19 protein-coding genes are annotated in these 26,601 nt (G+C 50.1%); 10 read left to right on the forward strand and 9 right to left on the reverse strand.

Annotation, left to right across the window (positions count from 1 at the left end; translation table 11 throughout):
* Nucleotides 1-77: 77 nt before the first annotated feature.
* Entirely contained in the window at nucleotides 78-1,037 is a 960-nt protein-coding gene (locus AC1RVX_RS03205; protein ID WP_493215123.1) for a LysR family transcriptional regulator, read from the reverse strand.
* 645 nt (nucleotides 1,038-1,682) lie between these two features.
* Here AC1RVX_RS03205 and AC1RVX_RS03210 point away from each other — a divergent pair.
* Both AC1RVX_RS03210 and AC1RVX_RS03215 read left to right on the forward strand, forming a co-directional pair.
* Nucleotides 1,683-1,982, forward strand: a complete 300-nt coding sequence (locus AC1RVX_RS03210; protein WP_493215124.1) for a hypothetical protein — start codon at nucleotides 1,683-1,685, stop codon at nucleotides 1,980-1,982.
* Between the two features lie 9 nt (nucleotides 1,983-1,991).
* Nucleotides 1,992-3,635 carry a tetratricopeptide repeat protein gene (locus tag AC1RVX_RS03215; RefSeq protein ID WP_493215125.1) on the forward strand — a complete coding sequence of 548 codons (1,644 nt, stop codon included), beginning with the start codon at nucleotides 1,992-1,994 and terminating at the stop codon, nucleotides 3,633-3,635.
* Nucleotides 3,636-3,687: 52 nt separating this feature from the next.
* Here AC1RVX_RS03215 and metH read toward each other — a convergent pair whose 3' ends face one another.
* Nucleotides 3,688-7,437 (reverse strand): methionine synthase, encoded by a 3,750-nt coding sequence (metH, locus tag AC1RVX_RS03220; protein WP_493215126.1) that lies wholly within the window; start codon nucleotides 7,435-7,437, stop codon nucleotides 3,688-3,690.
* On the opposite strand from metH, the gene AC1RVX_RS03225 reads away from it, so the two are divergent.
* Both AC1RVX_RS03225 and AC1RVX_RS03230 read left to right on the forward strand, forming a co-directional pair.
* Entirely contained in the window at nucleotides 7,436-7,696 is a 261-nt protein-coding gene (locus AC1RVX_RS03225; RefSeq protein WP_493215127.1) for a hypothetical protein, read from the forward strand. The genes metH and AC1RVX_RS03225 overlap by 2 nt on opposite strands.
* Before the next feature lie 433 nt (nucleotides 7,697-8,129).
* A complete protein-coding gene (locus AC1RVX_RS03230) occupies nucleotides 8,130-10,490 on the forward strand; it encodes a DUF4214 domain-containing protein (protein WP_493215128.1) in 2,361 nt (786 codons plus the stop codon).
* A gap of 92 nt (nucleotides 10,491-10,582) precedes the next feature.
* Here the strand turns inward: AC1RVX_RS03230 and AC1RVX_RS03235 are convergent, their stop codons facing one another.
* Nucleotides 10,583-11,536 (reverse strand): TerC family protein, encoded by a 954-nt coding sequence (locus AC1RVX_RS03235; RefSeq protein ID WP_493215129.1) that lies wholly within the window; start codon nucleotides 11,534-11,536, stop codon nucleotides 10,583-10,585.
* Between the two features lie 2 nt (nucleotides 11,537-11,538).
* Nucleotides 11,539-12,225 (reverse strand): Bax inhibitor-1/YccA family protein, encoded by a 687-nt coding sequence (locus AC1RVX_RS03240; RefSeq protein WP_493215130.1) that lies wholly within the window; start codon nucleotides 12,223-12,225, stop codon nucleotides 11,539-11,541.
* Between the two features lie 163 nt (nucleotides 12,226-12,388).
* Between AC1RVX_RS03240 and nhaR the strand changes: the two genes are divergently transcribed.
* Nucleotides 12,389-13,327 carry a transcriptional activator NhaR gene (nhaR, locus tag AC1RVX_RS03245; RefSeq protein ID WP_493215131.1) on the forward strand — a complete coding sequence of 313 codons (939 nt, stop codon included), beginning with the start codon at nucleotides 12,389-12,391 and terminating at the stop codon, nucleotides 13,325-13,327.
* A 60-nt stretch (nucleotides 13,328-13,387) separates the two neighbouring features.
* Here nhaR and AC1RVX_RS03250 read toward each other — a convergent pair whose 3' ends face one another.
* From AC1RVX_RS03250 to def, 4 genes are all read right to left on the reverse strand, one after another.
* A complete protein-coding gene (locus AC1RVX_RS03250) occupies nucleotides 13,388-13,954 on the reverse strand; it encodes a FlgO family outer membrane protein (protein ID WP_493215132.1) in 567 nt (188 codons plus the stop codon).
* The gene (locus AC1RVX_RS03255) at nucleotides 13,954-14,631 is read right to left on the reverse strand and encodes a hypothetical protein (protein WP_493215133.1); all 678 of its coding nucleotides are present in this window, start codon (nucleotides 14,629-14,631) and stop codon (nucleotides 13,954-13,956) included. The genes AC1RVX_RS03250 and AC1RVX_RS03255 overlap by 1 nt, the downstream gene beginning before the upstream one ends.
* A 206-nt stretch (nucleotides 14,632-14,837) precedes the next feature.
* The gene (gene fmt, locus AC1RVX_RS03260; RefSeq protein WP_493215134.1) at nucleotides 14,838-15,794 is read right to left on the reverse strand and encodes a methionyl-tRNA formyltransferase; all 957 of its coding nucleotides are present in this window, start codon (nucleotides 15,792-15,794) and stop codon (nucleotides 14,838-14,840) included.
* Nucleotides 15,794-16,318, reverse strand: a complete 525-nt coding sequence (def, locus tag AC1RVX_RS03265; RefSeq protein WP_493215135.1) for a peptide deformylase — start codon at nucleotides 16,316-16,318, stop codon at nucleotides 15,794-15,796. The genes fmt and def overlap by 1 nt, the downstream gene beginning before the upstream one ends.
* A gap of 160 nt (nucleotides 16,319-16,478) precedes the next feature.
* On the opposite strand from def, the gene AC1RVX_RS03270 reads away from it, so the two are divergent.
* The 5 genes from AC1RVX_RS03270 (at nucleotide 16,479) to AC1RVX_RS03290 (ending at nucleotide 25,232) form a co-directional block, all read left to right on the forward strand.
* Nucleotides 16,479-17,579, forward strand: a complete 1,101-nt coding sequence (locus AC1RVX_RS03270) for a LysM peptidoglycan-binding domain-containing protein (RefSeq protein WP_493215136.1) — start codon at nucleotides 16,479-16,481, stop codon at nucleotides 17,577-17,579.
* A gap of 18 nt (nucleotides 17,580-17,597) precedes the next feature.
* The gene (gene dprA / locus AC1RVX_RS03275; protein ID WP_493215137.1) at nucleotides 17,598-18,680 is read left to right on the forward strand and encodes a DNA-processing protein DprA; all 1,083 of its coding nucleotides are present in this window, start codon (nucleotides 17,598-17,600) and stop codon (nucleotides 18,678-18,680) included.
* Between the two features lie 206 nt (nucleotides 18,681-18,886).
* Nucleotides 18,887-19,351: a Smg family protein gene (locus AC1RVX_RS03280; RefSeq protein ID WP_493215138.1), complete on the forward strand. Its 465-nt coding sequence runs from the start codon at nucleotides 18,887-18,889 to the stop codon at nucleotides 19,349-19,351.
* Nucleotides 19,352-19,519: 168 nt separating this feature from the next.
* On the forward strand, nucleotides 19,520-22,099 hold the full coding sequence (locus tag AC1RVX_RS03285) for a DNA topoisomerase III (protein WP_493215139.1): 2,580 nt from the start codon (nucleotides 19,520-19,522) through the stop codon (nucleotides 22,097-22,099).
* Nucleotides 22,100-22,514: 415 nt separating this feature from the next.
* Nucleotides 22,515-25,232 carry a DUF1631 family protein gene (locus AC1RVX_RS03290; RefSeq protein ID WP_493215140.1) on the forward strand — a complete coding sequence of 906 codons (2,718 nt, stop codon included), beginning with the start codon at nucleotides 22,515-22,517 and terminating at the stop codon, nucleotides 25,230-25,232.
* Between the two features lie 26 nt (nucleotides 25,233-25,258).
* On the opposite strand, the gene AC1RVX_RS03295 is transcribed toward AC1RVX_RS03290, so the two are convergent.
* Nucleotides 25,259-26,179 carry a cation diffusion facilitator family transporter gene (locus AC1RVX_RS03295; protein ID WP_493215141.1) on the reverse strand — a complete coding sequence of 307 codons (921 nt, stop codon included), beginning with the start codon at nucleotides 26,177-26,179 and terminating at the stop codon, nucleotides 25,259-25,261.
* Between the last annotated feature and the right edge of the window lie 422 nt (nucleotides 26,180-26,601).

The following is a 26,601-nucleotide window of genomic DNA, read 5'->3' on the forward strand; positions in this document are numbered from 1 at the left end:
GTAAATCAGAGCAGCTTTTTTCATGGCAGACTTTCAAGCCGGGTTGATCAGAACCGTGCGCTTGCAACAGTTCTGCCTCAACTGATCAGCATATTCTTGTACGCCATTGAAGCTTGCCGTATGCAATCCTGGAAAGTCAGCGCGACATGGGATAGCGGGCGGGTCTTGTTCCAGATCATGCCGACCGGGCTGGGTAGTGGCCCCAGGTTCAGTGGCAGTATTTGCAACACCCCTTCCGCTACCAACTGGCGCGCCGCTGACAGTGACAGCAAGCCCAGGCGTGGTGGCTCCATCAACAAGGGCAGGTTGACCGACCTGGAGACTGATTCGATGACATCGGTTGGTTTGTTGACACCGTTCTTGGCCAGCAGGTTGACCATGCGCTTATAGGTGGGTGACTCTTCCACCGACAGTATCCACGGCAAATTGTTCAAGTCCTTCCAGGTCAGGTTGTCACGATGCGCTAGTGGGTTTTTACTCGATGTGACAATCACCAGTGGGTCGTCATACAAGACTTCTTCTTGCAGATGTTCGGCTGCACGCTCAGAAAATACGCGGCCAATGATCATGTCTAATTTGCCTTCGTTCAGGTCTTGTAATTGCTGGTCTACCGTACCGTCCATGATGCGTATGGTGACGCTGGGCCAGTTGGTTTTGAGAATCTTGACCGCCTTTGGGATGATGGTGGTCGACACCACACTCAGGATGCCTATCGTGACCTTGCCCACGGCACCACTTGCCAGTGAGCGCATCTCTTGATGGGCTTTTTGTAAATTAAACAAAACCTCTCTGCCGTGCCGTATCAAACATTCACCAGAAGGCGTTGGTTTTATACCACGTCCTGCTCTTTCAAACAGCTTGACGCCTATTCCTTCCTCCATTTCACCCAGCATCTTGGAAACGGCCGGTTGGCTGACATGTAAAGAGGCCGCAACCTGAGCAACCGTCTGCTTGTCAGCCAGTTCCACCAGCAAGCGCAGGTGCTTGATTTTGAGGTTGCGGGCAAAATACTTTTCTATGGGCAAGGAATCAATCATAACGATATCTGTATATTTTCAGGCCAATTTGCCATTAGACGGTAATGGAATGTGAATGGGATCATACACGCATGAAACAAAGTGTAACAACCCGCATGTGATCATCACGCTGACGAATATCAAATTTTGTTGACAAATTCACAGGTATTTCTGTGCATTTTTGTTTGTGCAGCGCATTGGTTCGACCTCGATCAGACTCCTCAGTTCACATGAAATAGCCGGTTTTAGTAACCATGGTCAGTACAGTTTCAGCGTCACTTCCTGCATTGGTTATATTTTTCGTCCTGGACCAGAGTGATCTGAGGCACAACTACAAAGGTTGGAAAGATATCAGCATTGGTACCTGTGTATTCGTCTGAATGTCGGTTACCTGTTTAAGTGACCAAGTTAAGAAGTAATGAACAATCAGCAACTACGTGAACTCCACCCGGATGTCGTTCAGTGATTCACCAGGCGACATTTTGTTGGCGCAATTCGTTTACAAACATAGATGTGGGCAAATTCCCAGGCATGTTACTCAGCAGAATTATCCATTTTGGGATTTTGATTCATTAGTATAATGATAGGCAGTGCAGGGAAGGAGATAATTCCACCCGTCACATATCGCTGCAATGCATCAGTGTTGATTCCACAAAAAGGAAAGTCATGATTAGTTGGTTTAGTGCGAAAGAGGCAAAAGATTTTGGCCTGCAGTTGGCTGAATTTGTTGTTGCTCAAATGCCAACGGAGGTCGCTGCAAAAAAAGATAAAACGTTCAAAAAGCGTATAAAAATCTTGCAGCAGCTAGAACAGAAAATACACAATTTCAAGCTTGAACATCGCTTGAACATCTATAAAAAAGCGCAGTTTGGCAATGTCTTCAAATGGCATTTGCTGGAACAGGGTTTCGACAAAGATGTGGTGGAAGAACTGACCAATATCGTCATGAAAGAAATCGGGAAATAGAGCTTTTCTATGCTGACACTGATCAAGAAATTTTTTACTCCTGCCAAATCTGCACCGGTGCCGACGGTGCAGACCAGCGCCCCTAGCGGGCCAGAGGTCTTGACCAAAGCAGATGTCTTGTTTAGCGATGGTCGCCTGTTACAGGCAAAAGATTTGTATGAGCAGGCATTGAAGCTTGACCCGAACCTTGCCAGAGCCCATAGCAGATTGGGATATTTGTACCTTGAAGAAAAAAATAGTCTGCGTGCTCATTATCATCTTGAAAAAGCACTACATCTTGACCCGGCCAATGCGGATGTCCATTACATGTTTGCCAGCATCCTGTTTGACAGGGGTGAGATAGAAGAAAGTATTACTGGCTATCAGCGAGCAATAGACCTGGACCCCAGTCTTATGTTGGCATACCGTGATTTGGGTATGGCCTACATTTTGCGCAACCAGTTGCAGGAAGCTAATGTCATCATTGACAAGGCGCTGGAACTTTTTCCGGATTTTTGTGATTTTCATTACTACAAGGGAAACCTGTATTCACTGGCACTGGATTATGCGTCGGCGACAGCTTGTTTTTCCCATGCATTGTCGCTGGAAAAAAATTCCTTGATGTTGTACACCGATCTGGCCAGCGCTTTGCTGGAGCAAAACAAGGTTGAAGAAGCGATTAAAACTTATCAACTGGCGCAGGTGCAGTTCCCTGATTTTCCGGACATCCGTTTCAGTGAAGGGATATGTCAATTATTGCTTGGTGATTTCAAGAACGGATTCAGGAATACCGAATGGCGCTTCAAGATGGCGCAGATCGACGATTTTGCCGCCTCGCTTCCACAACCAGCCCGCTGGAGTGGCACGCAGGATCTGACAGGCAAGACACTCATATTGATCACCGAACAGGGTTTTGGCGACACCATACAATATTTGCGTTATATCCCCTTATTGAAAGCGCGTAAGTGCCATTTGATCCTGGTCGCTTCGAATGCAATCAAACCCATGCTCGAGAAGGTTGAAGGGGTGGATGGAGTATGCCTGTTTGGCGATGAAGTGGCCTATGACTATTTCGCCGCGATGATGAGCCTTCCACTTTTGCTGGGAACCACATTTGAAAACATTCCTGCACAAGTTCCTTATATTAAAAGTGAAGTCTCACGGACTGCGGCATGGCGTCAAAGACTGGCACGCCAAAGTGGCAGGCCACAGATAGGAATTGCATGGTCAGGCAATCCGGCCCACAAAAAGGACAGGACCCGCTCCATCAACCTTAATCTGGTCCGCAGGCTGTTTGATGCAGATGCAGATTTTATCGTCCTGCAAAAAGATGTCATTGAAAGCGATCAGGCGGTATTACGCGATTATCCCAATGTCCGTCATTTTGGTGCGGACATGCATGACTTTCTGGATACCGCAGCCATAGTTGATGCTGTCGATCTGGTGATTACTGTTGATACATCCATTGTCCATTTGTCTGGTGCAATGGCAAAACCAACCTGGGTCATGGTGGAATTCAGTCCTGACTGGCGCTGGTTTCTGGATCGTGATGACAGCCCCTGGTACCCGACGGCTCGTGTCTGGCGTCAACCAAAAATACGGGATTGGGATGGGGTGATCGACAATGTCGGTCAGGCTTTGCTTAAATGGCAAGTAGAGCAAAGTGCTCATTAGAACGCATTCTTGGCCACGCAATTTGCGTGGCCAAGAACCTGTTACTCTCTCATTACAGATTGGGCGCCAGCCAACGCTCAACTTCTTCTTTTGGTACACCGCGCCGTGCCGCCATATCTGTGACCTGATCATCGGCAATTTTACCTACGCTGAAATATTTGGATTCAGGATGGGCAAAGTAAAAACCTGAGACAGCCGCACCCGGTATCATGGCCCAGGATTCAGTGATGTACATTTCGATTTCTTCACACTGCATTTGCTTGAACATCTCAGTTTTCACCGTATGTTCAGGGCAAGCCGGATAGCCTGGCGCTGGACGTATACCTTTGTAGCCTTCCTTGATCAGTTCTTCATTGCTCAGCGTTTCATTCGCTGCATAGCCCCACAGGTCTTTACGCACACGTTCATGCAGGTATTCGGCAAATGCTTCGGCCAGACGGTCCGCCAGTGACTTCAGCATGATACTGCTGTAATCATCATGCGCGTCTTCAAAGCGCTTTTCATATTTTTCTATACCCAGGCCAGCTGTCACGGCGAACATGCCTATGTAATCTTGTATGCCACTGTCTTTTGGTGCGATGAAATCAGACAGGCATTGATTTGGTCTTTGCACGCCGTCGATGATGGGTTTTTCGGTTTGTTGACGTGTACCGTAATAGGTGAACGCTACCTGCTTACGTGTTTCGTCAGTATAGATTTCTATATCGTCGTCATTCACGGTATTGGCAGGCAGCAATGACACCACACCATTGGCTGTCAGCCAGCGCCCTTCTATGATCTTCTTCAGCATGGCCTGCCCCTCGGCAAACACCTTGCTGGCTGCTTCGCCTACAACTTCATCGGTCAGGATGGCAGGATAAGGGCCTGCCAGATCCCAGGTCTGGAAGAATGGACCCCAGTCGATATAGCTGGCGATAGTCGCCAGATCAACATTCTTGAAGATGCGGCGACCGATGAATTTCGGCCTGACCGGTGCATTGCTACCGCTGAAATCCACTTTCATTTTATTCGCGCGGGCCTGTGCCAGGCTTAACATAGGCGTGGCTTTTTTATTCGCATGCTGCGTGCGGATGCGGTCATAATCGCTGCCAAGTTCAGCAATATACTGATCGCGGCTTTCTGGAGTCAGCAGCGATTGTGCAACGGACACGGAACGGGAAGCATCAGCCACATACACGACCGGGCCTTCATAATTCGGTGCAATCTTCACCGCAGTATGGGCACGGCTGGTGGTGGCACCACCGATCAGCAGCGGTATCTTGAGCATGCGGAAATGTGGATCGCGCTGCATTTCTTTCGCCACATAAGCCATTTCTTCCAGTGAAGGCGTGATCAGGCCCGACAGGCCAATGATGTCTGCATTTTCTGCCTTGGCCTTGGCCAAAATCTCAGAGCACGGCACCATCACACCCATGTTCACCACTTCAAAATTATTACACTGCAAGACCACTGTGACGATGTTTTTGCCGATGTCATGCACATCACCTTTGACAGTGGCTATGACAATCTTGCCCTTGGGCTTGTTGTCGCCGCTGCGTTTCTTTTCTTCCTCAATGTACGGGATCAAGTGAGCCACAGCTTGCTTCATGACGCGGGCAGATTTCACCACTTGCGGCAAGAACATCTTGCCCTGACCAAACAGGTCACCGACGATATTCATACCCGCCATTAACGGGCCTTCAATGACCTGGATAGGGCGGCCACCCGCGTCCATGATGGCAGCCCGGGCTTCTTCCGTATCTTCCACGATCCAGTTGGTGATGCCATGCACCATCGCATGTGACAGACGTTTTTCTACCGATTCGTTACGCCATTCCAGCGTGGCTTCTTCCTTCTTGCCGCCAGCCTTCAGGGTCGCGGCGATTTCTATCATGCGTTCGGTGGCATCTTCACGACGGTTCAGCACCACGTCTTCTACACGTTCACGCAGCTCCGCATCCAGTTCGCTATACACGCCGACCATGCCGGCATTCACGATGCCCATGGTCATGCCAGCCTTGATGGCGTGGTACAGGAATACAGTGTGGATGGCTTCACGTGCCGGGTCGTTGCCACGGAAAGAGAAACTGACATTTGATACGCCACCGCTGATCTTGGCACCGGGCAGGTTTTTGTGTATCCATGCCGTGGCTTCGATAAAGTCAACAGCGTAGTTATTGTGTTCTTCGATACCTGTGGCGACCGCGAAAATATTCGGATCAAAGATAATGTCTTGCGGATCAAAATCCAGGCTATCGACCAGCAGGCGATAAGCGCGCTCACAAATTTCTATCTTGCGCGCATAGGTATCAGCCTGGCCTTTTTCATCAAAGGCCATGACGATGACGGCAGCGCCGTAACGTTTGCACAGTTTGGCCTGGCGCAGAAATTCGGCTTCGCCTTCTTTCATGGAAATCGAATTGACAATGGCCTTGCCCTGCACGCATTTGAGACCTGCTTCGATGACCGTCCATTTTGACGAGTCAATCATGATGGGCACGCGAGCGATATCGGGTTCAGAAGCAATCAGGTTCAGGAAGCGTGTCATTGCTGCCAATGAATCCAGCATGGCTTCATCCATATTGATATCGATGACCTGCGCGCCGTTTTCCACCTGCTGGCGCGCAACCGCCAGGGCTTCATCATATTGCTCATTCAGGATCAGGCGGGCGAAGGCTTTCGAACCGGTGACGTTGGTACGCTCACCTACGTTCACGAACAACGATGTTTCATCTATCGTGAATGGTTCCAGGCCCGACAGGCGCATGGCTGTTGGCACGGTCGGGATATCGCGTGGTTTCTGGGTTTGCAGGATGTCAGCAATCGCCTTGATATGTGCAGGCGTGGTGCCGCAGCAACCACCGGCGATATTGATGAAGCCAGCTTCGGCAAATTCTTTCAGCAGGGCCGAGGTATCAGCAGGCAATTCATCAAAGCCGGTATCACTCATGGGATTGGGCAAACCGGCATTCGGATAAATACAGACAAAGGTGTCGGCAATCTTTGACAGCTCTTCTGCATACGGACGCATCAGGGCAGCACCCAGTGCGCAGTTCAGGCCGACAGTCAGCGGCTTGGCATGACGTACCGAATTCCAGAAAGCGGGGACGGTCTGGCCCGACAAAATACGGCCAGATGCATCGGTCACCGTGCCAGAAATCATGATAGGCAAGCGAGTGCCGGTTTCTTCAAAATATTGATCGATGGCGAACAGCGCAGCTTTACAGTTCAGCGTATCAAAAATGGTTTCCACCAGCAGTACATCGGCACCGCCATCAACCAGACCACGGGTTTGTTCCAGGTAGGCCGCTACCAGTTGATCGAAAGTGACGTTGCGTGCTGCAGGGTCATTCACATCCGGTGAAATCGATGCCGTTTTTGGCGTCGGCCCCAGAGCGCCAGCCACATAACGTGGTTTATCCGGTGTCGAATATTTATCGCAGGCAGCACGTGCAATTTTGGCAGAGGCGACATTCATCTCATAGGCCAGATGCGCCATATGGTAATCGTCTTGCGCTACCGTAGTGGCACCAAAGGTATTGGTTTCTATCAGGTCGGCACCGGCTGCCAGATATTGCTCATGGATTTCGGCAATTACCTGCGGCTGCGTCAGTGACAGCAGTTCATTATTGCCTTTGACGAAGAGTTCACGCACGGTTTCTGGCCCACTAAAGTCCTTGAAACGTTCACCGCGATAATCTTCTTCCGTCAGTTTATAGCGTTGGATCATGGTACCCATGGCGCCATCGAGTATCAGGATGCGTTGTTGCAACAGTTCGCGCAAACGGGTTTCGAGGGCAGATACAGGCAGGGTCGTAGTCATGATGATATTTACTCAAAAAAGCAGGGCTTATGCAAGATTGTTGCAGCAAGGAATAAGCGGCAGCAGTTTTGTATCAGTCCTGATAAAACAAAACCCGATCGGCTCATGCATGCATGCAGGCGGATCGGGCGACATCCTTTTAGCAGCACTTATTACGCGCCCGCAATCTGAATCTCAAATCGGCGCAACAGAAGGTAAATTATACGTCAAATCAAGGGCTTGGGTCGAGGCCACAGGCAGTTTGGTGACACGCAGATGAACATGGCGAGACAAACCTTAGCGAATAAGCATGGCTTTTCGGCCTCATCCAAAGTCTTCAGGGGATTTAAATCATGCGCATAATTGTTCATATTGCAAAGCTGTAATACTTTGTTACAATATGGGTCGAATAAAGTCGGCTCATGCAGCGAATTGATCCTGGAGAACGCTGTATCACTCCAATGTCAGTACGGAAAGCTCAGTAAAAGCCGGATAAACAGGCAGAAAATACATTGCAAACAAGTTAAAAAAGCCTGTTTCAATTTGTCATAACTGTTTGAATGCGCGGTATTTGTCACGTTAACTACAAACGCATTTCTTTCCCCACCCTGCCCTGATCCCGCACCTGAAGCGGCCTGCATATTGCCGCACTTATTTATATTGAAGCGATGTTGTTTAAACATCATTCGTCCTCTTGATAGAAAGGCTGTTTCATGGGCATCAACGCCAGTACCATCCAAAAGTTATATATCGCTTACTTTAACCGCCCTGCTGACGTGGCGGGTTTGCAATACTGGGAAGGCCAGCTTGATGCCAATAAAATATCGCTGCCTAGTCTGGCGCAATCCTTTAGTGAGCAGTCAGAGTACAAACTGATGTACGGTGGAAAAACCACGGCAGACGTGGTGACCGCATTGTATAAAAACCTGTTTGGACGGACAGTGGATGACGCGGGCCTGAAATACTGGTCTACCCAGATTGACAGCGGTGCGGTGAATTTGGGCACGGCCGCATTGGCCATCGTTAACGGCGCGACGCCACAAAGCCTGGATGGTGCCACCATAGACAGTAAGCTGAATTTTGCTGCCGGCTTTACAACGAGCCTGGATACAGCTGCCAAAGCGGCCAGCTATAGTTCTGCATACACGTTTGAAGTGATGCGCAATATCTTGTCAACGGTCACCGCTACGGGACTTTTGCCGACACTGGTGCCTACTCAACAGCTGAAAATTGCAGAAGCCAGCAACGGTATTAGTGCTGCAGAAAAATCCACTGGCATGGATGTCATTGTCGACCTGACAGGGGTACAGGCTGCTGCTGGGTTCCAACTGGAGCTGATGAATGGTAATAGTTCGTTTTATACTCCAATCACCCATGTGCTGACGCTGGATGAAGTGCTTGCGCACAAGGCCGTTATCCATATACCTGGCAATGCATACTGGGGTAGCGATGGTACGAAAACTTTGGGTGTGAAGGTCAGTGATATTTTTGGAAATACCGGCAAGACAGGCGCACAAACTGCGGTGTTGCTTGACTCGACACCACCCATGCTGCCGCCGTCAGGTACCTACATCACTTCCTGGAGTAATCTGCCAGGGAGCGGTGTTGTGCCTGTGATGAATTCATTTCAGTACAATATTCTGGCTGGCGAAAACACAGGCGGAAGCGGCGTCTTGCTGCTAAACGGCGCAGTGATTGCCAAGGTAACAAACATCGGTGCCAACGCGACTACGTTGAACTTTCAGGTTGATCCTGCGTTCGCCAGGCAGGCTTACACCGACTATTTTACGAGCACATCGAGTAGCTTGAGTCTGCTGCTTACTGATGCCGCAGGTAATACCAGTTCGACGAGGTTGAAGGATTTTAAAATCCACCCTGATTACGCAGACAAAGCAGGTACGCCGGCCTCCAACATCAGTATCTACACCAGTAGTGCGGGCACTCTGGCAGTGAAGGCGAATATCAATAGTCTGGAATATTTCACCAGTACCGCCTATTTGAAAATCAATGGACAGGTTGTCGCTTCCGATAATCTTATTTTACAAAGTGACAGCACCGTCGATTTCAATGTGTTCGCTGTCACCAGTGCACAGGTGCAAAATCTCATTAACAGTGGCGGTGTGGTTTCCGTCGCAGTCGTTGACTTCAATGGCAATGCTATCGAGAGTACCAATAATCCCACTTTGCAAGCCAATCAGTATGGCAGTCGTGCTTATATAGACTCTTACGCCTTGCCACCTGTTCTGCCAAAAGTGGGTACCTATATTACTGCTTACCTGAATCAGCCTACCTATAACTTTGTGATGAGTGAAATTAAATACACGATAGTGGCCGGGCAAAATACCGGCGGTTCGGCAATGTTAATGGAAGGGAATAGCGTACTTGCAAGAATTGGTAATATCGGTGCCAGCGACACTGTGCTGGATTTTGTGTTTGACAACAAAACTGCAAAGCAGGTCTATGATGACTATTTCACCAATCACAATTTGAGCCTGATCATTACGAATACTTCGGGGTATTCCATCAGTACTAAATTGTGGGATTTCCAAATGCGCGCCATTTATACAAATAAAGACGGAACCCCAGCAAGCAACATTATATTGACTCCTGTTGGTGGTACTACGACGGCTGCCAATACGATCAATAGTTCAAATACCAATTTGCTGGTCAAGGCCAGTATTAATGGTTGGGAATATAGCTTCACCAAAGCCTATTTGAAGATCAATGGCCAGATTGTTGCGGTTGACGACACGATATCGCCGCTGGATTCGACGGTAGATTTTAATCTCGGAACGAGCGATGCTGCGCAACTGCAAAGCATGGTCAAAAATGGCGGCATTGTCTCAGTAATAATGGTGGATATGAATGGCAAGTTCATCGAGAGTACCAACAACCCCTACCTGACGACTATTGTCAGTTCAACCTCAAGCACGCATGATACCAAAGTGGATGTGGTTGGCGTCGCGAACATTGCGGATGATACACATAGCATGACGGTATCCGGACCCAACCCCGTTCCTCTGGAATTGCTTGGGCAGCCGCATCACTCCCAGTACATGGATTTACCTGCCTGACGAAAAAAAGCACATCACGGTCTTGCTGTGATGTGCCAAAGGGACTCATGTATTGATTACTGCATCAGCGTTTTAGCGCATGGATTTCTGTATTAAATTTTTTTCCTGCTGACAAACAGACTGGCAACAATAGAGGCGCCAAGCAGGCCGGCTATCACCATCAACGATATGCTGGTCGGCACGTGCATCCATTTCACGATCAGCATCTTGATACCGACAAACATCAGTACAAAGGCCAGACCGAATTTCAGTAAATGGAAGCGGTCTGCCATGTCAGCCAGCAAGAAATACAGTGCACGTAAGCCCATGATGGCGAAGATGTTGGATGTGAAGACGATGAAGGGGTCGGTCGTCACTGCAAAAATCGCCGGGATGGAATCCACTGCAAAGATCACGTCAGAAATTTCTATCAGTATCAACACCAGAAACAGTGGCGTGAAAAGGCGTTTGCCATTTTCCTTGACGGTGAATTTTTCCCTGCGAAACTCTTTGGTGAAAGGCAGCAATTTTTTTGCCAGTCGCAACACCGGATTGGCTTCCAGATCGGGTTCCTGCTCCGCCGCCACCAGCATGCGCATACCGGTCACCAGCAAGAAAATGCCGAACAGGTACAGCACCCATGAGAACTGGGCTACGACCCAGCTACCGGCCAGGATCATGAGGATGCGCATCACAATCGCACCCAGTACGCCATACAGCAAAACCTTGCGCTGATATTGGGCTGGTACTGCAAAGTGACCAAAGATCAGCAGGAAAACAAACACATTGTCGACTGACAGTGATTTTTCTATGACATAGCCAGCCAGGAATTCCGTGGCTTTCGCGGTTGCAATTTCACGGCCTACGGTGTCCGACAAATAAATCCACAGACCAAAGTCGAACAGCAAAGCCAGGCTGACCCAGACGAGTGACCATGCCGCCGCTTCCCTGACGCTGACTTTATGGGCGCGCGAACCACCAAGGGCCAGCACGTCGATTGCCAACATGAGCAAAACAAAACCGATAAATACTGCCCACATCCAGGGCTGAGCGACGGAATGCAACATTATTATTCTTTCTCAACAACACCCAGCAAATGCAGCAGGCTGGTGAACAGGTTAAAGATCGTGACGTACAGGCTGACGGTCGCCATGATGTAATTGGTTTCACCACCGTGGATGATATTGCTGGTTTCAAACAGGATCATGCCGGACATCAGCAACACGATGACTGCGGAAATCGTCAGAGACAGGGCGGGGATCTGAAAGAAAATCGCGCCCAGGCTGGCAACAAAAGCCACCAGCATGCCTATCATTAAAAAGCCGGCCATGAAACTGAAATCACGTTTGCTGATTAATACGTAGGCAGACAGACCCATGAAGATCAGCCCGGTCATGGCCATTGCTGTCATGACGATGCCGGTACCACCGGGCATACCCAGGTAATGACTCAGGATGGGGCCCAGGGTATAACCCATGAAGCCAGTCAGAGCAAAGACGGAAGCAATACCCCATGCGCTATTTTGTAGTTTGGTAGTGGCGAACAAGAGGCCAAAATAGCCAACCAGCGTCAGCAACATGCCTGGACTCGGAATGGCAAAGGCGATGGTGGCTGCCGCAGTCATTGCTGAAAACAGCAAGGTCATCGACAGCAACATATAGGTGTTACGCAAGACTTTGTGACCGGCGCTGATGCTGCCATCCACATAGGACACCGTTTGTACGTCACGTGGTGTGGAGCGACTGATAATTTTCATGTTTTTCTCCTGAAATGTTGAAGTAATTCATCAAGAGCGAATTGCTTCACCTTCTCAACAGAAGGTAATGAAAGTGTAGACCGTGCTAACAAACAATAAAAGTCGAATATAATTGAATTATCATTCGTAAAAATCGATGTATTAATGCATTACACACTTTCATATGCCTGCCCTCAATTACAAACACCTGCATTACTTCTGGATGGTTGCCAAGGCCGGTAGTATTGCCCGTGCTAGTGAGCAATTACATCTGACACCTCAAACCATCAGTGCCCAATTAAGCCTGTTTGAAGAGATTCAGGGGGAAGCACTGTTCCGCAAGAGTGGGCGCAACCTTGAGTTAACCGAGGCAGGTCGCCTGGTGCTGAGTTACGCAGAAGATATTTTTGCCTTGGGGCAAGAGCTGGAAGAGGTCTTGCACCACCGGCCTACAGAAAGAACGGTGCAGCTAAGGGTGGGGGTATCGGATGCCTTGCCCAAGGCGCTGGCGTATCGTTTGTTGGAACCCGCCTTGAAATTGCCCCAGACATTGCGTATTAATTGCCGGGAGGGCAAGATGGAAGTCTTGCTGGCCGACCTGGCGACCCATAAACTGGATGTGGTCATGTCCGACAGCCCCATGCCAACGACTGTGAATGTACGTGGGTATAGTCATTTGCTGGGTGAATGTGGAATCAGTTTCTTTGGCACGTCTGCCTTGCGCCAGCAATATCCCCGTGATTTTCCGCACAAGCTGGAAGCCGCACCGTTCTTATTGCCCGGTGAAGATGCTGCCCTGCGAGCCAAGCTGTTGCACTGGTTTGATCAGCATGACTTGCATCCGCGCATCGTTGGCGAGTTTGATGACAGTGCGCTGATGAGCGCCTTCGGTCAGGCAGGTGCCGGTTTTTTTGCTGCCCCCAGCGTGATTGCCGATATATTGATACGCCAATATGACGTGCAGTTACTTGGACAGACAGATGATATTCGTGAACAGTTCTATGCCATATCGGTGCAACGTAAGTTGACCCACCCTGCAGTATTGGCGATCAGCCGGGCGGCACGCAGCGATTTGTTTGGAACGGATAGCGAGTCGCAGGCCGAAACTCCCGCACCTTCATAGAAAAACAAAAGGCGACAGTGCTGACACTGTCGCCTTCTATATACTTACCAGCTATCCGGCTTAACGACGACCCAGCAAAGCCTTGACAGTCTTGTCCATAGGGATGGCGTAATCAAATGTGCTGATGACTACATTGTCACCTGGACGTATCAATTTCAGGTTAACAAACACCAGTTTGTCGCTTTCGGCATAGGTACCAACGATAACTGCCTGGGCACTATGGCTTTGGGCCACATCCTTGATTTCCCGGGTCAGCAAAAATTCACCAACATTTTGTCGGATGAAAACCTTCTCGCGGAATTTCATTTCTATCATCTTGAAGCCGCTACGGGTAAATTGACCCGATACCTGTTCGGCAACAATACGACCAAAAGTGGACGAATCTTCCAGCGAATTGATATTGGCCAATGTGGTAACGATCAATGGACGGGAAGGATCAATTTGCTGACCAGCTGCCACGATCAGCGCCGTCGCTGCGCGTTGATTGGCGGGAATAAATTCATTGGCTTCGGCATCTTTCCAGGTGGGCACAGGTGCAGCCGTAACTGGCGCATTGTTAAAACCCAGGCTGGAACAGGCGCTCAGCGCCACAACAGACGCGATTACAAGAGCTGCTTTTTTCATCATTATTGACCCCCAACTACACGGAAATTGAAGTCGGTTTCTCTGTTATACAGCGTCCAGTCATAGTCGCTGACATAGTAGGCATCAGTACGACGCGCCACGAACTGCGAATTTTTTACCAGTGAGGTGGTGACGATCAATTCATATCTTGGTGTCGGACCTTTGGCATATTCCTGATTGACCCAGTGCGTCCAGTCATATGCAGCAGCCAAGCCCAGGCCACCCAGTACGTAATCGGTTTTTACCGGAATGCCCAAACCGTGGATTGCCGCAATGCCTGCACCAATGGCAGTGACACTGACAAAGCGTGTGTTTTGGTGACGGTCTGGTGAGAAGCGAACCAGTTCGGTTTCGATATCAATGACCTGTGCTGTACCATCATTCTGTTTTCTGACCGTCACACCCTGATTCACCAGCGAAGTGATGATCTGGTTATAAAACGCTTCAGTAAACTTACTGTTCTGTTGCGGCGGAGTAACATAGACCGGTGCGCCTATCTTGTCAGTACCAAGCTTGATTTGATCGGCGACATCTTTTGCAATCAGGAGCCAATGCGACGCCGCTTGCAATTTGTTTTGCGTGGTCGTCGGGAAATTGCCCGCCAGCGGAGTTTCGCTGTATGGAGTTGTACAACCTGCCAACAGTCCAGCTGCCAGGGCAATGGGAAGAAGTTTCTTCATGAGCTCACCTTTTTTAGGTCTTTGTCAGAGTTTTTGTTATTGAAAACAATAATGGCAATAATTCAGTGTAAGAGAATACAACAAGTAGCCGCAGGCAACAAAGATTTTGCTTGCAACCAGGCATTAATTGAACTATTCCCCTGTATATAGCGCATATATCGGTCCGTAAGAAGCCAAGATGTAGCTTTTTTGCTTCACTTCTTGATTTAATCGAAACAATTGCCGACGATAAAATCAAAGCCTTTCAAAAATTCGTTCACCAAAAGCCGCTTGCCCCCTGGTTTTTGCAATTCGGTTAATTCTAACGCACCTTGTCCGCAAGCAACTACAATTCCCGCTGTTGCGTTAGCCGCCAGTATCTGCCCTGGTGTTGCCGGTGCAGGAGCTTGAATGGCATTGGCACCCCAGATTTTGATGGCGCTGCCCGCATATTCTGCATGCGCACCAGGAAAAGGGTTGAATGCCCGGATCTTGCGTTCCAGGACATCAGCAGGCAGGCCGAAATCAAGTGCGGCTTCGGCCTTGCTGATCTTGGCAGCATATGAGACACCGGCTTCAGGTTGCACGGTTGAACTGAGTGTGCCTTGCTCAAGACGCTTGAGGGCATCAACGATCATTGTTCCACCCAGCTTAGCCAGTTTGTCGTGCAGGCTGCCAGTTGTATCGTCGGTAGCAATGGGAATCGACTGCATCAGCAACATGGGGCCAGTATCCAGGCCTTCGTCCATTTGCATAATGGTAATGCCGGTTTCACTGTCACCCGTTTCTATGGCGCGATGGATGGGGGCGGCACCACGCCAGTGTGGCAGCAGTGAGCCATGGATATTCAGGCAGCCAAGGCGGGGAATAGTCAAGACTGAAAGGGGCAGTATCAAGCCGTAGGCTGCTACAACCATCACGTCGTGCTGCGTCGACAGTAACAGCTCGTGCGCCTCTTTGGCAATGTCCGGGTATTTGCCGTCCAGCCGCAGGGAAACCGGCTGGGCAACGGGAATAGCATGTTGAAGCGCAAATTGTTTTACCGCTGAGGCATGCAATTGCATGCCACGTCCCGCTGGGCGGTCAGGCTGGGTCAATACCAGTGGAATTTCAAAGCCAGCCGTATGCAATGCCTGCAGCGCCGTGGCGGCAAATTCGGGAGTACCTGCAAAAATAACCCGCATCAGCGTTCAGCCCGCTTGCGTTGTTCTTCGCGTTCTTCTTTCAGCATCTTGGTTTTGATGCGATTACGTTTCAGGGGCGACAGATATTCAACAAATACCTTGCCCTTCAGGTGGTCCATTTCATGTTGTATGCATACCGCAAGCAATTCCGTGGCATGGACGTCAAATGCCTTGCCGTCGGCGTCAAAGGCACGCACCTTGACTTCTGCCGGCCGTTCAACACCATCATAAATACCAGGTACGGACAGGCAACCTTCGTCGTAAATCTTCTTTTCTTCACTGGCCCACAGAATTTCCGGGTTGATGAAGACTTGTAGCTGGTCATTGGTTTCAGATATGTCTATCACGACGATCTGTTCGTGAACATCGACCTGTGAAGCGGCCAAGCCTACGCCTGGTGCGTCATACATGGTCGCGGCCATATCGGCAACCAAAGTCTTCAGTCGTTCATCAAATTGTGTTACCGGTTTTGCCACTTTATGGAGGCGCGCATCAGGATAGCGCAGTATATTTAGTATCGTCATAAGACATTTCACAACAAGCCTTGGGACTTATTGCGCAGTTTTTCTTGCTAGTTCAAGGATTTATGGGCAGAATTTGATTCAATTTGGCAAGTTTTGCAAGTTTGCGCCTGCCTGCGCGCATTGCTTGCTGTATCGCGGTATTTTGTATCGGACATTATTCATGAAAAAGTTTAGCACAATCGCTTCCATCCTCGCTGTCAGTTTGCCTTTGATGTCGGCCGAAGTCTTTGCTGCAGGGGCTCAGGCGACCACGGCTCAGGCGCAAGCCGTTGCCAGTAAAAGCAAGTGCGAATTTTTACCGGATGCGCCGGATAAACATGTGGTCGTCCGAGGCGATACCTTATGGGGTATTTCCAGTATGTTCCTGAAAAATCCATGGTGCTGGCCAGTCGTGTGGGGCATGAATCAAGAGGAAATTCGTAATCCACACTGGATTTACCCCGGGCAGATTGTGTATTTCGACCGTGCCAATGGTCGCTTGCGTCTGGGCAACCCTGGTGGCATACAGACCGAAAAATGGACCCCCCGTTCACGCAACAAGGGTTTGGGTGACAACGCCATTCCGGCCATCCCGGCTTCGGTGATCGAACCTTTCCTGTCGCAACCATTGATTGTGGAAAAGAACGAACTCGCTTCCGTTCCCCGCATTATTGGTACCAAGGAAGGTCGGGTGAATCTGGGACAAGGTGAAAAAGCCTATGTCCGTGGTGACCTTGATGGCGGTACTTCGTTCCAGGTATTCCGTCCAGGCGCGCCACTGCATGATCCGGTAACCAAGGCCATCATAGGTTACGAAGCTGTCTATCTGGGTACGGTCAAGCTTGACAAGGAAGCCGACGAAGAAGTCAGTGACGTGCACACTTTTGTTGTCGTCAACTCCAAGGAAGAGATGGCGGTCGGGGACCGTTTGATGCCTATCCCGCCGTCACCTATCCTGAATTATGTGCCACATGCACCGAGAGACGAAGTTGATGCCAGGGTAGTTGCCGTGTACGGTGGGGTTACCGTTGCTGGCCAAAATCAGATTGTATCGATTAACCGTGGCAAAGAAGATGGTTTGAATATCGGTACAGTATTGACATTGTATAACTATGGCCCCGTTATTCAGGACAGGACAGACAACAATAGAAGTGTCAAATTGCCAGATGAACAAATTGGTGAATTGTTCATTTTCCGTGTATTCGACAATATTGCCTATGGTTTGATCATGCAGGTTACCGACGTAGTCAAAGTCGGTGATGCAGCGCGTTCACCCAAATAATATTAGCAGTTTGTGGGCTTGAATCTGGATTTGAAGGATTGGCTAAGGCTGGTTCAGACCCCCGGCGTGGGGAATGAAACAGCGCGCAAATTACTCGCCAGATTTGGCCTGCCCCATCAGGTTTTTGCAGCCAGCCATGCTGCCCTGACGGAAGTCGTGACGGACAGGATAGCCAGCGCTGTGCTGGCACCTGTCTCCACCGAACTCTTGTTGCAGATAGACAAAACCCTGACATGGTGTGAGCAGGCAGGTAATCTGATACTGACACTGGCCGATACAGCCTATCCGCCAGCCTTGCTTGAAATCCCTGACCCACCGGTACTGATTTATCTCAAAGGGCGCACCGATCTGTTGACGGCCGGCACCATTGCTGTCGTTGGCAGCCGGAATGCGACAACACAGGGTATAAAAAATGCAGAGCAATTTTCTGAAGCCCTCAGTAGTTTTGGCCTGACTATCAGTTCTGGTCTGGCGGCAGGTATTGATGCGGCGGCCCATCAGGGGGCTTTGCGTGGTGTTGGCTCTACCATTGCCGTTATTGGTACTGGTGCTGATATTGTGTATCCGGCACGCAATCGCAGTCTTGCACATTTAATTGCAGAAGGTGGTTGCATCATCAGTGAGTACCCACTAGGTATGCCAGCGATTGCTGCCAATTTCCCGCGCCGCAACCGGATTATTTCCGGATTGGCGAAAGGGGTGCTGGTGGTTGAGGCAGCGGCGCAATCAGGTTCGCTGATTACCGCTCGGATGGCGGCGGAACAGGGGCGGGAAGTATTTGCCATTCCCGGCTCCATTCACTCACCTTTATCCAGAGGCTGTCATCAATTGATACGACAGGGCGCCAAGCTGGTCGAGTCGGCACAAGACATATTGGAAGAATTGCAACTGCAAATGCCTTTGCCGCTGGAAACTCCGGCTGTGCCAGAAGTGGAGTCAGCGGGCATATTGCAGGCTATAGGCTATGACCCTGTGCATATAGATATGCTGGCGCAACGCCTGGGGCAAGATGTGGCCAGCCTGCATGCAGAATTTCTGAATCTGGAATTGATGGGCCAGCTGGAATCCCTGCCTGGTGGTTATTTCCGACGCCTTGGCTGATACCCTATTCTGTATGTGGGCAGCAGCATTTCACCGCTTCGTATATATTAGATCGCATTTATTCGAATGCGTTTCATCAGCAAGGATGAGATCTGTCGGGCTTATCACCTCAGGCAGTTAATAAAATGCAAATTAGGCAAGCATACAAATGGCAAGTCTCTTTCATGGGACTTGTTTGAAATCGCAGCAAAGGCTACAGTAGTACTATGTTTGATATTCTTGTTTACCTCTACGAAACCTATTATCGTCCGGATGCCTGTCCTGACACGGCTGCCCTGACAAAAAAATTATCGGCAGTCGGATTTCCCGAGGATGAAATTTCCGAGGCACTGACATGGCTGACAGGTTTGGCCATAACCTCAACAGAGCCTGGCACTGCCCCGTCCATTTCCACTGGCTTTCGTGTGTATGCGCAGCAAGAGATTGCTGCCCTGGGGACGCCAGCAATAGGCTTTATCCAGTTTCTTGAATCTGCAGGTTTGCTGAATGCACTTCAGCGGGAAATCGTGGTTGAAAGAGCATTAGTGGTGAACGAATCCCCCATGCCTCTGGATAAATTGCGTATCATTGTATTAATGATGCTGTGGAGCCAGGGTGCGGAACCAGACATGCTCATGTTTGACGAATTATTGTTGTCAGATGACGACAGCATCGTAAGGCTTTTGCACTAAACATTTCCTAAAAGGAAGATTTACAGCAAAAATCGGCTGTAAATTGTGATTTTTCGCCTACCACGTTTATCATTCCCCGCAAATTTAGGTTAGTCTTACGCTTATTTTGCGAAATGTTGCCTATTAGACATTGGCAGCGACGCTTTACCCTATTCGAGAATCCCGAAAATGACAAAAACGCTCATCATTGCCGAAAAACCCTCTGTCGCTAATGACATAGCGAAAGCGCTGGGTGGGTTCACCAAGCATGATGATTATTTCGAGTCGGATAATTATGTGCTGTCATCGGCAGTAGGCCATCTGCTGGAAATTACGGTTCCGGAAGAATACGATGTCAAACGCGGCAAGTGGAGTTTTACTCATTTGCCCATGATACCGCCACATTTTGCCCTGAACCCAATTGCCAAGACCGAGTCGCGACTCAAAGTCCTGAACAAACTGATCAAGCGCAAGGATGTCACTGGCCTCATTAATGCGTGTGACGCGGGCCGCGAAGGGGAGTTGATTTTCCGTCTGATCGCCCAGCATGCGAAAGCCAAGCAGCCGGTCAGCCGCCTGTGGTTGCAATCCATGACCACTGGTGCGATACGTGATGGTTTCCAAAAATTGCGCAGCGATGCAGAAATGATGCCCCTGGCCGATGCTGCGCGTTGCCGCTCGGAAGCCGACTGGCTGATTGGTATCAATGGCACCCGTGCCATGACCGCCTTCAATTCCAAAGAAGGCGGCTTTTATCTGACCACCGTTGGCCGGGTACAGACACCTACCCTGTCTATCGTGGTCGAGCGCGAAGAAAAGATCAAAAAATTCGTCTCCCGTGATTATTGGGAAGTGAAGGCAGAATTTGTCTGTGCTGCCGGTATTTATGAAGGCCGCTGGCAAGATCACCAGTTCAAGAAAGATGAACACGACCCAGAGAAAAGGGCGGAACGCCTGTGGAGCAAGGCAGCTGCCGAATCCATCGTGGCCGCCTGCCGTAACCGCCAGGGCAGTGTCACCGAAGAATCCAAGCCAGCCACGCAAATCGCGCCGCCGCTATTTGACTTGACCAGTCTGCAGCGTGAAGCGAATGCCCGTTTTGGCTTTTCAGCCAAAAATACTTTGGGCCTGGCCCAGGCTTTGTATGAGAAACACAAGGTACTGACTTATCCGCGTACTGATTCCCGTCATTTGCCGGAAGATTATCTACCCACCGTCAAGGAGACCCTGGGCACGATAGCTGACACCAATAATTACCATCAGTTTGCTTCGCAAATCCTGAAAAGTAACTGGGTCAAGCCAAACAAACGCATTTTTGACAATACCAAGATCAGTGATCACTTTGCGATCATTCCGACTGGTCTGGCACCGAAGAATTTGTCTGAGCCTGAACAAAAACTGTATGACCTGGTGACACGTCGCTTCCTGGCAGTATTTTTCCCGGCAGCAGAATTTCAGGTGACTACCCGTATTACCGAAGTATCTGGTCATCAATTTAAAACTGAAGGTAAAGTCATGACCAGCGCTGGCTGGCTGGCGATTTATGGCAAGGATGCGCTGGAAGAAAAAGACGGCGAGAGCAAAGGTACGCTGGTGGCGGTTGCCAAAGGTGAAAAGGTTCTGACCGATCAGATCACCGCCAATGGCCTGGTCACCAAACCACCTGCACGCTATAGCGAGGCGACCTTATTGTCCGCCATGGAAGGTGCCGGCAAGCTGGTTGATGACGGCGACCTGCGCGAAGCCATGGCAGGCAAGGGGCTGGGTACACCGGCCACCCGTGCTGCCATCATCGAGGGTTTGCTGAACGAGAAATATCTGTTGCGCGAAGGCCGCGAAATGATGCCTACCGCCAAAGCCTTCCAGCTGATGACCTTGTTGCGCGGTTTGGGGGTCGATGAATTGACCTCACCAGAGCTGACGGGTGAGTGGGAATATAAATTATCGCAAATGGAGAAAGGCAAGATCAGCCGCGAAGAATTCATGCGTGAAATTGCCCAGATGACCCAGATCATCGTCAAGCGTGCCAAAGAATACGACAACGACACTATCCCAGGCGATTATGCAACTTTGCACACACCTTGCCCGAACTGCGGCGGCGTCGTCAAAGAGAATTATCGTCGCTTCGCCTGTACCAAATGTGAATTCTCCATGAGCAAGACTCCAGGTAGTCGTCAGTTTGAGGTTGCTGAGGTGGAAGAATTGCTGGCCAAGCGCGAAATTGGCCCGCTGCAAGGTTTCCGCTCCAAAATGGGCAGGCCATTTGCTGCTATATTGAAAATAGTTGCCGATGCTGACCACAACAACCTCAAGCTGGAATTTGACTTTGGTCAAAATCAGGATGAAGGCGAAGATGGAGAAGGTGTCGATTTTTCTGAACAAACTTCACTCGGACCTTGTCCAAAGTGCGGTAGCGGCGTGTATGAAATGGGCTTGGCTTACGTTTGTGAAAAAACCGTTGCCAAACCCAAGGCTTGTGATTTCCGTAGTGGGCGCATTATTTTGCAGCAAGAAATTTTGCCTGAACAAATGGGCAAACTGCTCAATGACGGCAAGACAGACTTGTTGCCGGGCTTCATCTCCCAGCGCACGCGCAGGCCGTTCAAGGCCTTCCTGGTGCGTGGCAAGGATGGCAAAGTCAGCTTTGAATTTGAAGAACGCAAAGCAAAAGCCCCTGCCGCCGGCAAGACTAAAGCCAAGGCTGAACCAGAGGCAGAGGCCACAGCTCCGGTAAAAAAACCGGCCGCCCGCAAGAAAAAAGTTGCCTGATTTCAGACTGGCCGTCAAATTGTTGGTAATATAGCCATGTTGTTGCTGTCAGGTAAGATAACTAGTACTCACTTCATCAATAGGGATGAGTGCGAGCCGGGCGATTCGGGATGCGGTGTAAGGTGTGCCGCGTAGCTAAGGCAGGTGCCATGACAAGCGCGACGTGACAACACCGGCTGCAATGCAACCGCAAAGTGTCAATGCGGCCAGATCCAGGAGGGTTTGCCTCAAGAAATGTGCTGGACTGCAAGGTGTGAACAATTCGACTCATTCGTCAATAGAACCGCATTGACTGTTTCGTCCACCTTGTCAGCCCATGTGATGAGGCAAGCGCATCTCACCCCTATTGATGAAATGAGTTCTAGTGCCTGTTTCGTATATTATTTAAAAGTGTTCTTCATATCATAGGATGCACATGGTCGCAAACGAGTCCTTGTCCAGCACTCGCGCTGAATTTGCTCATGCATTTCAAGATGCAGTTGAAGGCATGATGCCCATTGCTGCGGAAGCCTTGTTGTCAAAAGCATCGGCTAGTGGTATTTCATCGACAGAACAAAAACGCACGGTCAGTGCACGCGGCACCCTGCTGGAAAGACGCGACGAAATCGCCCGTGCCTTGCAGCTTAATATGAGTCAGTTGCTGGATCGTAGCCTCAGTACTGCCTACAGCACCTTCCGGCCTGCTTCTGCGCTTGAGCACAACAAAGAACTGGCATTGCTGGATTCTTCTACTTTCGAAAGTACTTTGCGCTTCAATGAAATGACGCAAAACTTTCGCAACAGGTCTGAGCAACTGATCATTGATCTCAATATCCGCATTGCCGTATTGTTTGGACAGGACGATATTCGCGAACGCGAAAACCCTTTTCGCCCCTATCTGGTGTCGCGCTGCATTTTTCTGGCTATTGAAGAACTGAAGTTGCTGCCAGAGACAGAAGCAATCCTGATAGAGCAATTGGGGGAGAGTCTGGCGTCGCGCATGTCAGCCGTTTACCAGGCAGCCAATAATGCGCTTGAAAAACAGGGTGTCAGCGCTCACCTTTCATTGAAAATCACCAAGGCTCCAGAAAAACCACAGGCGCGTGGGACTGCGCCCCCCCCTGCGCCGACAGGTCAGGGCTATTCTTCCATGCAGACGGGAATTTTCCCTGGCGTGCAATCGGTGGCGCAGGTTGGGGTGTCGACTGTTGGTGCCTTTGGCGCTTCCAGTCCGGCTCCAGTAATGCAAAATCCTGGCGTGCGGCTGGAGCAGTTATTTCAGTCTGCGCGTGGCAAGTCCTCGTCGCCCGCCTCGGCACCCCGCCATGTTGTGACCGCTGCTATGCCACAGCCGACTGGGCAGATGCCGGTTTATAGCGCAAGCTTGCCGCCTATTTCCATGCCGGCTGCCCCACCTGCCAGCCCGGTACCGGCCTGGTTGCAAGGCGCAACTGCCCTGGGTGGTGCTTTACGCCGCGCTTTTGGCGAAGCATCAACCGGAAGTACACCAGCTCAGATCCATGGTGACTCGGATGCCCTGCCTTATAACGCACCTGTGTCCGCGCCGGGTGTTTCGGCAACCACCAACCTGTTTCAATCCGCACAGTCTGGTAACGCTGGGTTCAGTGGCCAGGAAATGGTGCAGGTGCCAGCTGCCTTGCTGGCAGCGCATTTGCAAAACATAGAAAGCCAGCTCAAGCAGAAAATTGAACCGGGAGTGGTACCTGGGGCATCGATTGCGCTTGGCAAGGTGTTGGGGCAAATGCACAAGGTTATGGCACCAGATACCGCTTCCATGACGGATGAGCAAGGCGATATTCGTAATTTGCTGCGGGAACAAAAAGATGCCTTGTACAGCCTTGCGCAAGACAGCGATGAACAGATGACCATCGATATCGTTTCCATGCTGTTCGAGTTTATGCTGTCTGACGAACTTGTCCCTCTTCCCATGCGCGTGGAACTGGGACGTTTGCAGTACATGATCTTGCAGCTGGCACTGAAGGACAAAGATTTCCTGACCAACGAAAAACATCCGGCGCGCCTATTATTTAACCGCATTTGCTCGGTGGCATTTTGTGCTCAGCAAATTAATGATGTTGCTCCGATCACGGAAGAGATTTCACGCATCATCAAGACTTTGCTGCGACATGACTCTGAAGTCCCCGAACTTTTCTCCCGCATACAAAACCGTTTCGAAACCTTTGTCGCCAGAGAGTTGCGTACCAATCAGGCACCTGTCAGGCGTACCGTCAAAGCCATAGGCGAATCAGAGATCCGTTTCATGCGCTTTGCCTGCATCGCCGCCGTCATGAGTAAAGCCTTGTCGAAATTAACTGTGGAAGCCTCTTTCCGCAGCTTTTTGCGGATTAACTGGGTTGCCGCCATAGAAGTTGCCGAACGCACGGATTCCATACAGGCGCGCCGCTATCGTCTGCTGGTGCCGGATTTGTTGTGGAGTGTCTACCCCAAGACCGATGCCGATGACCGTAATCTGCTATCTTCCATGTTGCCTGCGATGCTGACAACCTTGCGCCATGGCCTGGATTTGATTGATTTGGAAAAATCCAAACAGCAAAAACTCATGAGCTGGCTGGCAGAAGCACATGCCAATGCTTCGCGTGGCACGACAGATGGTAAGGCACTCCCCAATATCAGCTTGCCACAAATGTATGAACTTTTTGAACAGTTCACCAACCAGGCTGACACCATAGAACATTCAGAAATTCAAGAGCATGATTTTGCGCGAGAGCAATTCCTGAAAGAAGTATTGGCAGAACTTGGTCTACCAGCCAGGATACTCGACAAGGACCTGAAAAAGCAAAGCGACCCTGCAGAAGACTTTATTCCGGTTGGGATCAATCCCGACAAGTCGCGGCAAGATAAATATCAGGAGCGCATCGTCAGTGGAGCCATGCTGGACTTCAAAACCCTGCAGTACAAAGGGCGCGCCTGCATACGCTGGGTCAATCCGAATGGCAGCAATGTGGTGCTGAGCATGAGCGGGGAAGAATTCCCCGGCATACTGGGCATGTCCGTCCTGTGTGAATTGCTGGACTTAGGAAAGATACGCTTTGTCGAAACAGAAGCCATGTTCGAGCGCGCCATCCATTCACTGATCAAGTCCGCTGACGCAATGGACAATGTAGCGGTCTGATCAATTTAGATCTTACATTTCCAGCCTTAATCTTTCGTACTGTCCACATCCGGCTCAAAGAAACACCACTTGGCCTGTGGCCACTGGGTTTGTATGCTTTTTTCTACCTCGTTGATCGCAGCTATCAACGCCTGATCCGATCCCTGGCGTTCCATCTTTGCCTGTACTGCGATCATCAATTGCTCACCCCACTGCAGCGTAATCAGGTTGATGACATGATCAACATGCGGGTGAGACTCAATATGCTGACGGATGGCTTCGTTGACTTCAGGGGCAGCAGATTCGCCAGTAATCATAGCCTTGACTTCCCTGATGACAAAAAATGCCACTGCCATCAACAGGCAGCCAACAATAATCGAACCGATCGCATCCCACACCGGGTTACCAGTTAATACTGACAACACCACGGCAACAAAGGCGACAGCCAGACCAGCTAGCGCCGCAATATCTTCACCCGCCACCACCATCAGTTCAGACTGACGCGTTTCGCGAAACCAATGGAAGAAAGACTTCCCGCCAGCAATCTTGCGTATCTCACGCATAGCGCCATACAGCGAAAAACTTTCCAACAGTACAGATACGCCTAGTACCACCAGTGCAACCATAGGGTTCTTCAATGGCTCCGGGTGCTTCAGGCGATCCACACCTTCCATGACAGAAAATGCACCACCTAGAAAAAACAGCAACAAGGCCACCATCATCGCCCAAAAATACACGACACGCCCGTACCCCATAGGGTGGGCCGCGTCCACTGGACGTTGCGCCTCTTTTAAACCTATCAGCAGGAAGACCTGGTTAATACAGTCCGCCAGAGAGTGAATCGCCTCTGCCAGCATGGCACCGGAAGCCGTAAAGATGGCAGCGCCGAACTTGGCCAATGCAATACCGCCATTTGCCCCCAGCGCATAAAAAATCGCCTTGGTTGAACCTTCTGAATTTGCAGACATGGAAATACTTAAAATGGGAAAAACCTAACCTTACTTGATATCGCTGCCAATAATCAATCAGACAATAATCATCTTGTCAGGAATTCGCAATTTGCGCCGACCCTGGCCATATTGGAGCACAGTAGGGTACGCCACGCGCACCGTCCCCACCTACTAGATACACAAGCAAGGCATACGACCGGTGACATTCTGATGCGAGCCCAAGTCCGGTGCGCGCAGCGCACCCTACAAAGCCAATGCTCCCGGGAACCCGCTAAATAATTTAGCCCAGGCACTTGCAAAGGAAGGGAGAAGTTTGCTATAGTTCGCCTCCCGCAGAAGAGCGGGGCGAGAGAAGTAAAAGAAAAGCTGACGAAAAGAGCGATTGGATAGATTGCGGAAAGAGTTGGTGGCTGTGAATACGGTGCAACAGTTTAGCGAGC

It is taken from the genome of Undibacterium sp. GW821-FHT11B02, from assembly GCF_058808955.1.